The sequence below is a fragment of the Pseudoalteromonas denitrificans DSM 6059 genome, assembly GCF_900112265.1.
In the GTDB taxonomy this organism is placed as follows: Bacteria; Pseudomonadota; Gammaproteobacteria; order Enterobacterales; family Alteromonadaceae; genus Pseudoalteromonas; species Pseudoalteromonas denitrificans.
Genome location: NZ_FOLO01000056.1, coordinates 26518 through 39016, shown reverse-complemented (window position 1 = coordinate 39016; position 12499 = coordinate 26518). Strand labels below are relative to the sequence as shown.

At 37.0% G+C, this 12499-nt stretch carries 12 protein-coding genes; 1 reads left to right on the top strand and 11 read right to left on the bottom strand.

Going from position 1 to position 12499, the window contains the following annotated elements; all coding sequences use genetic code 11:
- The 10 genes from tnpA to BM088_RS22245 all read right to left on the bottom strand — a co-directional run.
- Positions 1–277: IS66 family insertion sequence element accessory protein TnpA (gene tnpA, locus BM088_RS22290; protein ID WP_091990049.1), on the bottom strand; the 277-nt coding region annotated here is incomplete at its 3' end.
- A 426-nt stretch (positions 278–703) separates the two neighbouring features.
- Positions 704–2401 (bottom strand): Na(+)/H(+) antiporter subunit D, encoded by a 1698-nt coding sequence (locus tag BM088_RS22285; protein ID WP_091990045.1) that lies wholly within the window; start codon positions 2399–2401, stop codon positions 704–706.
- On the bottom strand, positions 2388–2714 hold the full coding sequence (locus tag BM088_RS22280; protein WP_091990042.1) for a hypothetical protein: 327 nt from the start codon (positions 2712–2714) through the stop codon (positions 2388–2390). Before BM088_RS22280 ends, BM088_RS22285 begins: the two co-directional genes overlap by 14 nt.
- A 3-nt stretch (positions 2715–2717) precedes the next feature.
- Positions 2718–4241 carry a monovalent cation/H+ antiporter subunit D family protein gene (locus BM088_RS22275; protein WP_091990039.1) on the bottom strand — a complete coding sequence of 508 codons (1524 nt, stop codon included), beginning with the start codon at positions 4239–4241 and terminating at the stop codon, positions 2718–2720.
- Complete coding sequence (locus tag BM088_RS22270) at positions 4238–5716, bottom strand: monovalent cation/H+ antiporter subunit D family protein (protein WP_091990037.1); 1479 nt, start codon at positions 5714–5716, stop codon at positions 4238–4240. The genes BM088_RS22275 and BM088_RS22270 overlap by 4 nt, the downstream gene beginning before the upstream one ends.
- On the bottom strand, positions 5713–6096 hold the full coding sequence (locus BM088_RS22265) for a cation:proton antiporter subunit C (RefSeq protein WP_177208140.1): 384 nt from the start codon (positions 6094–6096) through the stop codon (positions 5713–5715). Before BM088_RS22265 ends, BM088_RS22270 begins: the two co-directional genes overlap by 4 nt.
- Positions 6093–7082, bottom strand: a complete 990-nt coding sequence (locus BM088_RS22260) for a DUF4040 domain-containing protein (protein WP_281247188.1) — start codon at positions 7080–7082, stop codon at positions 6093–6095. Before BM088_RS22260 ends, BM088_RS22265 begins: the two co-directional genes overlap by 4 nt.
- A gap of 23 nt (positions 7083–7105) precedes the next feature.
- Positions 7106–7456, bottom strand: coding sequence for a monovalent cation/H(+) antiporter subunit G (gene mnhG / locus BM088_RS22255; RefSeq protein WP_091990029.1), 351 nt, complete (start codon positions 7454–7456; stop codon positions 7106–7108).
- On the bottom strand, positions 7457–7750 hold the full coding sequence (locus tag BM088_RS22250; protein WP_091990027.1) for an MrpF/PhaF family protein: 294 nt from the start codon (positions 7748–7750) through the stop codon (positions 7457–7459).
- Positions 7750–8220 (bottom strand): Na+/H+ antiporter subunit E, encoded by a 471-nt coding sequence (locus BM088_RS22245; protein WP_091990024.1) that lies wholly within the window; start codon positions 8218–8220, stop codon positions 7750–7752. Before BM088_RS22245 ends, BM088_RS22250 begins: the two co-directional genes overlap by 1 nt.
- Before the next feature lie 946 nt (positions 8221–9166).
- Between BM088_RS22245 and BM088_RS22240 the strand changes: the two genes are divergently transcribed.
- The gene (locus BM088_RS22240; RefSeq protein ID WP_091990021.1) at positions 9167–9625 is read left to right on the top strand and encodes a LysR substrate-binding domain-containing protein; all 459 of its coding nucleotides are present in this window, start codon (positions 9167–9169) and stop codon (positions 9623–9625) included.
- Positions 9626–10002: 377 nt separating this feature from the next.
- On the opposite strand, the gene BM088_RS22235 is transcribed toward BM088_RS22240, so the two are convergent.
- Entirely contained in the window at positions 10003–11754 is a 1752-nt protein-coding gene (locus tag BM088_RS22235) for a hypothetical protein (RefSeq protein WP_091990019.1), read from the bottom strand.
- Positions 11755–12499: the final 745 nt, after the last annotated feature.

Genomic DNA, 12499 nt, shown 5'->3' with positions numbered 1-12499 from the left:
CAACCCATTCTGGGGAAATGTTTGATGATAGCTGCAACGTGCCATGCGGTGTTTTGAACATAATTGTGGCAGAGGTTTTCATATCACTTTGAACTTGAACAAAACCATTTTGTTCAGAGGTGCCGGGCTGCGCATCTCTTTGTTTTAATGTCGCTTTACGTGAACTAAAGGTTTTTGGATTTATTTTATTTTGTTCGCAGTATTTAACAATTGTCAGGCCACTGGCCAACTGCGCTTCAATAATGGTTTGCCAATCTTCGAGTGTTCGCCTGGCCATAATGCTCTCCCAAGTTTAAATTGGGTTATAGGCTAACGATTAGTTTAGGTTTATTGTAGGTGCGGGTACGCCGACCTTCACTTTATTACTTTAAAATTTACTAAAAAGTTACATTTACGAAGTTAGTAAAGAACTTTATTTTTTAGATGGTTAATTTTAAACAGTAGAATGCTAGTTATAGAAATGGTAAGTAAAGATCTTTATTACTCTCCCACAGTGGTTATCGGAAGACAATAAAGTAAATCAGTTACAATAAAGTATTATTATTTAACCTCCTGCTAAGTTTGACTTAAATGGAGGTTTTTTATGTTAGATGCGGATAAACCACTCAATCATTTATAATATGCCTATAAATTAAAAATAATACTCTCACTTAGGAAGAGTATTATACCCACTCTTTTTATTCTAAGACGAGGCTATATTTTATTAAATAAAGCTAAGTAATAAATAAGTAGCTAGTATAACTGCGACCCACATAACCATACTACCTGAAGGATAGTTTCGTGACAGTAGAATACTCAGTCGGTCATTCTTGCCAGAAAAATAACTTAAATATAGATTAAGCCTTAGCTTCAATGCATCCCTTAATGAACGATTTGCTTGCCAAATAACGCTAAACAGTTGTTGCAACGCATGTGGCATTGCACGGCGGTAAATCCAATCAAAATCTAAGTTAGTAGAGCGAAGTTCAGGTGGATATAACCCTTTAAGGTTAAGCCAAACAAAGGCCAGCGCTGAGAAGAACAATAATTGCGTTTGTGCCAAAACATGGGTTGCATCATAGGGGTTATAACCAGTGTCATAAGGCAATAATGAATATAAGGCTTGTGGATAAATACCAATGGCAATACAAAGTGCAGCAGATATAGTCATGGCTAAAAGCATGTTATTAGGAGGATCATTTGCCTTTAAACCTGAATCATGAGCAAAAAACGCAAAATATGGGATCTTTATTCCGGCATGATGGAATACTCCCGCAGAAGCAAACAATAACATCAACCAGATCCAGTCATACCCTTCTTCAAGTGCAGCAGACATCACCATTGATTTACTGACAAAACCACTAAAGAGTGGGAAGGCGGAAATAGAGGCAGCACCAACAATACAAAGTATCGTGGTTTTAGGCATGGTTTTATATAATCCACCAAGATCAGAGCCGTTCATTCGGCCGGTCATCTGTAATACAGCGCCCATAGACATAAATAACAAACCTTTAAATATCACATCATTAAAGGCATGGGATACTGCCCCATTAATAGCAAGTGCGGTTCCAATACCTATTCCTACAACCATAAACCCTACTTGGTTGATTAGGCTATAGGCCAATACGCGGCGTAAATCGTTTTCAATAACGGCAAAAAATATAGGGAAACACGTCATGGCCGCGCCAATATAGATTAATATTTCAGTGCCAGGGTAGGCACGTGCCAACGAATAAACGGCCACTTTGGTGGTAAAAGCACTAAGAAAAACGGTGCCAGTTACTGTCGCCTCTGGATAAGCGTCTGTTAACCAATTATGTGCGATAGGGAAAGCACACTTAATACCAAAAGCAATAAGAATAAGCCAGCCAGCGACACTATCTAAACCAATATAACCAAAGTCTAGCGTACTGTTTTCATGCGCATAAAAAAGTGTGCCCACAAGAAGAATAACACCTGATAACACTTGAATAATAAGATAGCGCATACCGGCATCATAGGAACGTTGTGTTCTACGCGCCCAAATAAGAAATACCGACGTAAATGCGAGTAATTCCCAGAAGATAAATAACGTTAATAAATCTCCTGCAAAAACAGCGCCTAAAGCACTACCTGCATAAAGCATCGCGGATACTTGTTGCATAGTATCGCGAAGGTGCAATGAATAAATAATGCCAATGAACGCGGCAATATGAAAAATATAGGCAAACATTATGCTTAGCTTATCAACGCGGTAGGGCGTTAATTGATATTCAAGAAACGTAAATTGTAAATGGATCCCTTCAGGGACCATCATTAAGTGCATGGCACTGACAATAGGGATTGCTATCATTATTGCACTACGCAACATGCCGCGTGTGAATAATAGTATTAATGCGCCAATAAAAAAGGGTACGAAGGGTGGTAGTTCAATCATCCACATGATGCTGTCCTTTTTTGTTTAACATCTTGTTATCTGAAGAGATATTATCTACATCCTTGTTGGTGGGATTGTCATAATAATCCTCTGAACGCATCAAAAAAGTTCTCATCCATGTTGCAATAACTACGAGTACCACACAGCCGACAAAGCCATAAATGGGGTAAAAAACCCATAGTTTCTCCCATTCATGCATAATATGGCGGTGAATAATGAAATCTAAAACAACCAATAGAAGACAGCAGGCGTAAAGAATATACAATAGTCGCTTGACGTTTTTAGGGTTATCAAACAGATATTTTTTCTCATTTTTCATGAATTATTCTCTACCAGTTAAAATAGCTGAAGCCAAATCAAATAACGGCTGGGGGTAAATAAATAACGTTAAGCAGCCCAAGGTGGTGATAACAATGGCAATTAATGAAGGCAAAGGTGCCTCTTTTATCTCAAAGCTAGGCAAGCTCTCTTCTGTGATGTTAGTAGTACCACTTAATTTATCAGATGTTTTAAAAGAAATGAGCTTGGGAAAAAAAGCATGAAAAGGAATTGGCAATAAATAAGCAATATTGAGTAAAGAACTCAACATTAAAATTACCATCAATACAAACTGTTCAGTTTCTATTGTGCCCATCATTAAATACCATTTGCTCCATGTGCCTCCTGTCGGAGGTACACCAATAATGCTAAGACTCGCAATAAAGAATGCGATCATTGTTATCGGCATTTGGAGACCAATGCCACGCATTTCGCTTATTTTTGATTTATGTAAAGTTACTAAAATGGCCCCCGCACAAAAGAATAAGGTTATTTTGCCAAAAGCATGCATAGCAATATGCATAGCGCTACCAATTACGCCTGAAGATGTTGCTAATAACGCACCTATAGTGACATAACCTAACTGACTAACTGTTGAGTAAGCCAGTCTTGCTTTCAAGTTGTCTTGTCGCATAGCAACAAGGGAGGCAAGTAACACAGAAGCCCCGGCTAGATAGAGTAAAAATTGCGTGGAGGGTAATTGGGCCAATAAATCTAAGCCAAAAATAAAGGTGCAGACTTTTAATACTGTAAACACTCCCGCCTTTACAACGGCCACTGCATGTAAAAGTGAACTCACTGGCGTCGGTGCAACCATCGCGGCAGGTAACCAGCGATGAAAAGGCATAATAGCGGCTTTACCAATGCCAAAAATGAACAATACCAGTAAGGTGCTAGCAATGACTTTATCAACATTATCAGCAAATATACCACCAGGCTTAAAGTCTAAAGTGCCTGCTACAAGCCAGGTACTGACAATCGCGAGAAGGAAGAAAACGATTGATGTAGTCAGTAAAATCCCGAGATAAGTTCGCCCACCTTTTTTTGCTTTTTCAGTACCTGCGTGTGTCACTAAAGGGTAAGTCGATAGTGTCAGTACTTCATAAAATATAAACAAAGTAAAAAGGTTTGCCGAAAAAGCAAGTCCCATCACCGCCCCAATAGCAACGGCGAAACACATATAAAAACGCGTTTGATTCTTTTCTTGGTGGCTGCGCATATAGCCAATGGCATAACAAGTGGTCACCAACCAGAGGAAACTTGCAACTAACGCGAACAACATACCGAGTGGTTCAATATCAAAACTAATCGTTAAACCGGGTAAAAGCTCCCACCAATAAGCGCTGATGGATTTTCCGGAAGATAAACCTTGATATAAAGTCACGACTAAAAAAATTAAGACTATGCAGGTTGAAAGCGTGACACTTTCTCGAAGGTTTGGATAACGCCTTGAAGCAACAATAGAAAATGTCGCTAAGAACGGAATAATAATGCACAGTTGCAACATCAGCTCTAAAGAAATATTCATGGTGATACTCCAAACAAGCTCTGAGCGGCGCCTTTGGCTACTTGCACACTAAGTCGAGTATCTATGCCGAAGTAAATATTGGCGATGACAAGAGTCCATATAGGGATCAGAAAACTCACCGGTGCTTCTTTAACTTTTATATTCTCATCTAAGGGCGCTTTGAAGTAAGCAACTTCTACTATTCTCCAAACATAAACAACCGCTAGCATTGACCCTAGAAGAATGAGTACAGCAATAGGCCACCATCCTTGTTCAACTAATGCAGTGAGTAAATACCATTTACTGACAAAACCAACAGTTAAAGGAACACCAATTAAACTTAATCCACCAATAACAATTGCCGCCATCGTCAATGGCATCTGGCGTCCTAAACCGCGAAAATGATTAAGTTCAACATTGCCTACTCTATAAATAACTGCGGCTAAGGCTAAAAATATTGCACCTTTCATTAACGCGTGATTGAACATGTGCAATAAGGTTGCGGTTAATCCTGTTACTGTACTTAAACTAAAACCTACAATCATATAACCAATTTGGGCGATGCTTGAATAAGCAAAAATATGCTTAACATTTTTTTGATAAATAGCCGTTGCTGAAGCGATAAAAATACCAATCAGCCCAAGTGCCATAAATAATGTTTGTAATGGAATCGTCGTGAAAGAAAATGACAGGCCAAACACTGAAAAAGTAAATCTAATCAATAAATAGACAGCTACTTTGGTTGCGGTGGCAGCAAAAAAAGCCGTTACGATAGAAGGGGCGTAGGCATAAGCATTAGGTAACCACAAATGCAGTGGAAACATTGCCAATTTTAAACACACACCAACAATCACAAAAACAAAGGAAACAAATACGGTACGAGTTTGTGCTACTTCAGGTAAACGTTGTGACAAGTCTGCCATATTTAGCGTACCTGTCATTTGATACATCAAACCAATTCCAATCAAAATAAACGTGGCGCCTATGGTTCCCATGATCAAATATTGATACGAAGCCCAAAGGGCTTGTCTTTTTTGACCCATAGCGATTAAGGCATAAGCAGATAAGGATGATATTTCTAAAAACACAAAAACATTAAAGGCATCGCCGGTTGCAACAATACCCAGCATTCCAGTAAGAGAGAGTAAATATAAAACGTAAAAATACGTGTACTTATCTTTTGGTATTTCTTTTTCAATGCTGGTCTGGGCTGCAACTAAAACGACCGTACTTATGCCTGAAATAATTAACAGTAGAAAAGCATTGAGCTTATCAATTCGATATTCTATTCCCCAAGGCGCTTGCCACCCACCCAATTCGTAGCTAATCACACCAGATATCATCACTTGTTGTAATAACAAAATACTTATTAAAAATGCCAAACCACTAGCAAGAAGAGAAAACATCCATACCAATTGTGAGCGATTTAAAAGTAAACAAATAGGTGCAGCCATTAAGGGGGTGATAACTTGCAAAATAGGAAGGTGTGTAATCACGCGCTATCCTCCGTTTTATGTTTAGTCAGCTGTTCTTCATTATCTTGCTGTTGAATTTCTTCTTCTTCAATTGACTTATAGGTTTCTTTAATACGAACAACTAATGACAAACCTAACGCAGTGGTCGCAATGCCAACAACAATGGCTGTTAGAATAAGAACATGAGGTAAAGGGTTTGAGTATTGCGTTATGCCATCAGCTAAAATGGGAGCGGTTCCGCCATCAACTTTTGCTATGCTAATATAAAAGATAAATACCGAAGTTTGAAAAATAGTTAAGCCAACTAATTTTTTAATTAAGTTACCGTGGGCAATCACAATGTAGAGCCCAATCATCATCAAAATAATCACAACCCAATGATTAAAAAGACCTATTATCATTTGGATGACTCCTTATCTTGAGATGGTTTTTTATGTTGTTGGAGCTCTCTTCGACCTGCGAAGTTGAAAAAGATTACGACTATTACCGAGGCAACTGTACAGCCCACTCCCCATTCAATTAATAAAATACCTAAGTGTTGACCTGTTATGGGATTACTCGATAACACATTGTAATCAAAAAAGTTACCTCCATTCATCAAGGATACAATACCAACACTGCCATAGAGCAATACACCCAGCGCAGCAATTAATTGAATAAAGATTTGATTAATGACTTTACGTGCGGTCACTAAGCCAAAGAGCATGGCATATAAAATAATAGCGGAAGCAAAGATTACACCTGCTTGAAAACCACCACCGGGACCAAAATCACCATGAAATTGAACATAAAGGGCAAACAAGAAAATAAAAGGAATGAGCATCTTGGCAATAATGCGAACAACAAGGTGTTGTTGATGCATGGAGTCATTTATTGATTCAATTTCTTCATCATTCTTTTTAGTGCGAGCAATAGATAGCAGTGTCAGCACGCCTATACCTGCAGTAAAAATCACAACCACCTCACCAAAAGTGTCAAATGCTCTATAACTTGCAAGTACTGATGTGACAATATTAGGTATTCCGATTTCCTGCATCGAATCGTTGATATAACGAGGTGATGTGTGGTTATGAATAGGGGCGTCCTCAGATCCAAAATAGGGCATATCTAACGTGCCGTAGATTAGCAACCCACCTGTTATAATCACAACAAATAATGCCGGTAGTGGTTTGTGTCGAATTGACTTCTCTTTTCGCCCCGTCATCGTGATAACCACAAACATGAGTAAGGTTGAAATACCAGCCCCCACAGCAGCTTCAGTAAAAGCCACATCAACTGCATCCATGACAACAAAAAAGCTTGCGGATAAAAGTCCATAAATACCAGCGAGCATAACCGCTGCAAATAAATCTTTCATACGAATTATCGCAATGGCGATAACAACCAATAAGGTTAATAATACAATATTAATCAAATAATCGATGAGGTACTCTCCTTTTCTTTAGTCTGCTTAAGGTTGTTTGAACCTTTAGGTATGACACCATTATGAAAAGCGGCTTTGGCTAAAACATGACTGGTTGTAGGGCCAATTAACAAGGTGAAAAGCAATATCATAACTAACTTGGCAAAGACTAAAAAATCGGTGCTAAGTATCATAAGTCCGGCTAAAATCATTCCGGCACCTAACGTATCTGTAACACCTACGGCATGCATACGAGTATAAAAATCAGGAAAACGCAGTAGGCCAATACCACCTGAAATACAAAGAAAGCTACCAACGAGTAAAAGGAAGCCACTACTAATCGTTATTACAATCTCCATTTAAAGTTCCTTTTCTATCGATTTGTTCTTTTTAGGTGTGTGTTTAAATTGATTTGTATCCGAGTAACGTAAAACCCCGATGACACTGATAAAGTTGATCAGTGCATACACTATGGCAATATCTAAGAACTCAGGCCTGCCCATTACAAAGCCCAATAAAGAAATAAGTAATACTGTTTTAGTGCCAAACATATTAACCGCTAAAATACGGTCATAAAGTGTAGGCCCAGCAATTCCTCTAATAATTGCTAGAATCATGGCGACCAAAATAGCAAGTGTGGCTGCAATTAACATTAGCGTTCCAATAAAGTTACTCGGCGATCCATCTCACCGATTTCCAATGACTCTATATCCTTATAAAGCAAGGCGTGTACAGTAATTTCGTTATCTACTATATCGATTGCTACTGTACCTGGCGTTAAGGTAATTGAATTAGCATAGATAACTTTTCCCATGTCAGTTTTTTGGCTGACTTTAATTGCTTTTAGTGTTGGGGATATACTCTTTTCACCTAGCCAAATATGTTTTACTACTGTGATATTGGCTTTAATAATCTCTTTGATTAACCATATATAGTAACCAAATATTTTGCGTGATAAATAGATTGGTTGTGACTCATGATCAACGACATCCATTTTATGGGCAATAACTAAAATTAAAGCGATAGACGCGAAGCCAAGAGATAAGATTAACAGGCTGTAATGGCCTGAATTAAGTAGCCAAAATGCGACTAAAGTCAGAAATAAACTAATGGTATGTTTCATTGATAAACCCTGTGGTATTCATGAGGGAAAATTGATCGTTTAATCGTGCGACTTGCATTGTGCAACACACGATCTATTACACATTCAAGGTCCATTTGCGTGTCTTCGATAACAATATCTCCTTGGTTAACAATTACTAACGTTACTCGATAGTCAGTACTACTACCCTTAGCACTGGGAACATTAGTGAGTTTTATTGTAATTTTGGTGATATACGCTTCAATGCTCGATAATGCGAGCTGTCGCTTTTACTTAATTTTTGTTTTTAAATCACCGTTAATATCAACCCCGGAGGGTTGGATACTTACCTACATTATTGCCTTACCTTATTGGTGTTATCAGCAAAAATATTGCCCTATTAGTAAAAGTCGAGATCATAAATATCGCGAAAAATAATAAGTTTTTATGCATAAACACTGTTATAAAATATTACTAAGATCAAAATATTATTTATAAGTATTCATTACTTATAGCTCATTTGTTGTTGTTGGTAAATTCAAATTGTGTTTTTTTTCATCGAAAAAATGAAACCTTTGAATTATATGAGCCGATTAAATTACAACCATGTTTTTTATTTTTTATGCTGTCGCGACCGAAGGTAGCATCGCCAAAGTCAGTGCAAGGCTCAATTTAACACCCCAACCATAAGTGGTCAGATTACGAATTTTGAAGAGAAAACAGGGACTAAATTATTTGATCAAAAAGGAAAAAACTTCAATTATCAGAAATGGGGCAAATTAATATATAGCGATGCTGAAGAAATTTCTCAATTAGGTGAAGAGGTAACACATATATTAAAAAGAAGGGGCCAACTTAATAGCATACCTTCACTGTTGGGATAACTGAGGTAATTCCTAAAGTATTGGCTCACCAATTATTATCGCCAGTTTTAAAAATGAGTGAACGCGTTCGTTTGATATGGTAAGAAGGTGCTTAAAGTAATTTAATGGCAGGTTTGTCTATCAACAAGATAGATTGTATTTTGACGGACCAACTTCTTCAATTGGGTAGCCATGTTAGAGCGTACAATCACCTACTTGTGGAAAGTGGTTTTACTTTTTTTGCTACAGAAGCGTTACTAAAAACGAGTAATAAAGAGTTTCCTCAATACTTGTCAGGTTTTCCTTGGCTTATGCTAGGCAAGAAATCAGCAGTCAGAATGCGATTATCATCTTGGTTAGATAAACATAATATATCACCTAATATTGTTGCAGAATTCGATGATAGTGCATTGATGAAATCTTTTTGGCAAGCTGGATTTTGTGTATTTAGTAGTCCCACATTAATTGAAAAAGACTTTGTTGATAAATACGATTTTAAGATTATTGGGCGTGCAGAGGAAGTCAAAGAGCAGTATTATATCATCGCCATTATTGAGATAGTCACTGGCATAAATAAGCAATAATATAGCCTGTTTGGTTTTCATCTTAATCAGTGTATTGAGATAGTTTAACACTCGTTTATAAACAATGTCGTGATATCACAAGCCCGCTAGTGCCGTTAATATGATATTAACAACAGACTTTCGCGGCTTATTGGGGATCAGTCTCTCTCAATTAGAATATTTATATGATTATTACTAATCATCGTAAATATCCAAGGCGGCTGATAAAAAGTGCTGAGTTCTCCTTTTTTGATCCTGTGAGTTTTGTCTTACTTTTTCTTCGTTATTTTGTTATTACTCTCCCAGAAAAATTAATATACACCTCTAGCTAGTTTTACAAGTCCAAAGCTTTCTATTACATACTAAATGAAATAGAGAGCTTTGTAGGGTAATTCTATTTACTCACTTTCTTTTTTAGATTTTGACTCTTGTATGGCAGTACGCAATGTCTCATATTCAGACTGCATACCACTTAAATCAATATCCACTTCAGTAATCCATGTTTTACCAAAGTCTCCCGTACTTACTAGCTGTCCTTGATCACAAAGGAAATAAAGTTTTGTATTATGGCTTAGTTGAGGTAACAAAGTTTCGCAATTTTCTTTAGCTGGGTAGTGATATTGCCACGTTTTTCGTTTAGCTAATCCGTCCAACTGATTACTGATAATATTGAGAGTCGGTTTTTCTTTTCCTTTACGACTCATACGGCCTAGTGAAACAAATTGTCCTCCGTCCAATTTGGCAGGTAAACTATAATCAGTTTTTTGATCACCAAATGCTCTTAATGACCTCGCTATTGTAATCCAAGTATCACCATTATCGATACTAACGACTTGATCACCGACACCGTCCCACTGACTCACTTCTAAACCACCCAAAGTATTATCGCCAAGTTGTGCGATTTTTAACATACTGCTACCTTTGCTCACTTTCCAGACACCTGTTTCAGAAGCAAAGTCGTGAATTTTGTTATCATTAAAAATTCGTAAATTACCAGTTGAAGTTATGATTGGAAAAAGGCCGCCGTACTGAACCAACCAAGTTGTGTTTGTTTTCTTGAATTCACCAACTTCCTTCCATTGCTGGCTTGGATGGAGAAAAGAGTATGCTTTGTAATTCAAATTTGATTGGGTAACAGCGTAATATTGAGAAATTCCCTTACCAATCCATACGATTGCTTCTTTTGGTGAAATAGGCGTGGACTTTTTCCATGGATTATCAGTACTTACTTTTTTGGAAAATAAGCTCCCTTTTTCTGAACCAACAAAAAATTCATCTTCAATCTCTAAAATCGTAAGCATTTCACTGTTTGTTGGTAAGTTAAATTGCTGCCAAGAACTATCATTATTGAGTACTTTTAACTGACCAAATTTAGATGCTAGGGCTCCCTTTGCGTTTTCCGTTAACGATATTGCGATATTACCGTATGCATTGTTTCTTGCAATGTCACCTAATGTACTTCTATATGGGTCGTACTCGTCTTCCTGCCAGCCTATAGGATTAGCAACATCAATTTGTTGCGCCAATTGAGGGAGGTTCCCTAATACATATTGGGCTAATGGTTGTTGTTCTGTTAGTCTAGTGACATAGGCTTTTTGAGAAGAACGACTACTCCAGAAAGACTTTTCTTTTATGCTTAATAAAGGTTGAAACACTAAGCTGCCTAAGTTGGTTAAACGCTTCTTCTCAACGTTAAATTTACCTGCAGAATAATAGACGGGCATTGAAACCCAAGAGCTTATATTACCATCATTATAATAGCTATAAAGGGTGGTAATGATATATTCGCCTTCAGGCATCGCACCCATAAATACTTGACTATTTACGACGCCTTCTCTTGATGGGGTTAATGAGTAGAAATCATGCTCCCACTTAACCTTATCTTCATTAACGGGTTTCTTTTTGTTTTTTGCCTTTTCAATAGCAGCCTGCTTTTTTGCATCGGCGTTATCAAGTCGAATAGCAATAACTTCTGACCAATCCTTATGCAATGTCGCTAATCTTTCAGTATTGTTGAGCACTTGAACAACCACCACACCTTGATCTTCTGTGAGAACTGTCTTAGTGGATATTGCTGTAGATTTGATAGTTGTAGAGGCGCAGCCAGTAAGTAAACTTAAAACAATTAAAATTATTGCGTGTATATTCATTATCATCCCTTTCAAAAATTTGATGCGGATTGTATCAAAGATAATGGGTTTATCGGAGTATGTTCTGATACTCAGTCTTTTTTATTATTAAAATAGTTATCAGTCTGTATTCAGAGGGCTATGCCCTTCGTCTATGTCTTTAATATTTGTTATTTTAAGTTGTTTTTACGGTTCCAATATACTGATTTGTAATTTTTGAAGGGCTGAGTCACTCCATAAATGGGCTTATGTTCATTTATGGAGGTTTATATAAAACTGATCATTGTTTAAAGTAACAACTGAATATGACCCTTATCCATTGTGCTATTTTCAAGTGACAATTCCAAGAGATAGGTGTTTTTAAATATCTTGATATGAAATGATTTAGAACTCGCATTTATCGTCGAATAAATCAACTTTTCTAAGGTTTCGTAATATTAACTCAATTAATTCTTTATCGAGTTTAATAACACTAAATTTTATAGTATTTTCAGTTTTTTTGAGTTTAAGAAGTATTTAAATTAGAACTCAATCTTGTAGCGTTTCTTATAATTTATTTAATTTCAAAGGCTCTAGTTTATATAGGGAGTCAGATTTTAAAATCTAGCTCCTGTAGAAGGTACACCGTTTTTTGCGTCGTTATTTTGAGATTATAATTTGCTTATTACTTTGACCTAAGAGTTTCAATAATTCGCGAATCCTCCTTCTTTGTTTTATCGGCTAAAAAATAAATATTTGCTATCAGGCGTGATACTCGGAACTGTTT

Bases quoted from the DNA above. Each gene is read 5' to 3' on its own strand.
- BM088_RS22285 (WP_091990045.1), bottom strand. From the start codon at position 2,401: ATGTGGATGATTGAACTACCACCCTTCGTACCCTTTTTTATTGGCGCA.
- BM088_RS22280 (WP_091990042.1), bottom strand. From the start codon at position 2,714: ATGAAAAATGAGAAAAAATATCTGTTTGATAACCCTAAAAACGTCAAG.
- BM088_RS22275 (WP_091990039.1), bottom strand. From the start codon at position 4,241: ATGAATATTTCTTTAGAGCTGATGTTGCAACTGTGCATTATTATTCCG.
- BM088_RS22265 (WP_177208140.1), bottom strand. From the start codon at position 6,096: ATGATAATAGGTCTTTTTAATCATTGGGTTGTGATTATTTTGATGATG.
- mnhG (WP_091990029.1), bottom strand. From the start codon at position 7,456: ATGGAGATTGTAATAACGATTAGTAGTGGCTTCCTTTTACTCGTTGGT.
- BM088_RS22250 (WP_091990027.1), bottom strand. From the start codon at position 7,750: ATGTTAATTGCAGCCACACTTGCTATTTTGGTCGCCATGATTCTAGCA.
- BM088_RS22245 (WP_091990024.1), bottom strand. From the start codon at position 8,220: ATGAAACATACCATTAGTTTATTTCTGACTTTAGTCGCATTTTGGCTA.
- BM088_RS22240 (WP_091990021.1), top strand. From the start codon at position 9,167: ATGGCAGGTTTGTCTATCAACAAGATAGATTGTATTTTGACGGACCAA.
- BM088_RS22235 (WP_091990019.1), bottom strand. From the start codon at position 11,754: ATGAATATACACGCAATAATTTTAATTGTTTTAAGTTTACTTACTGGC.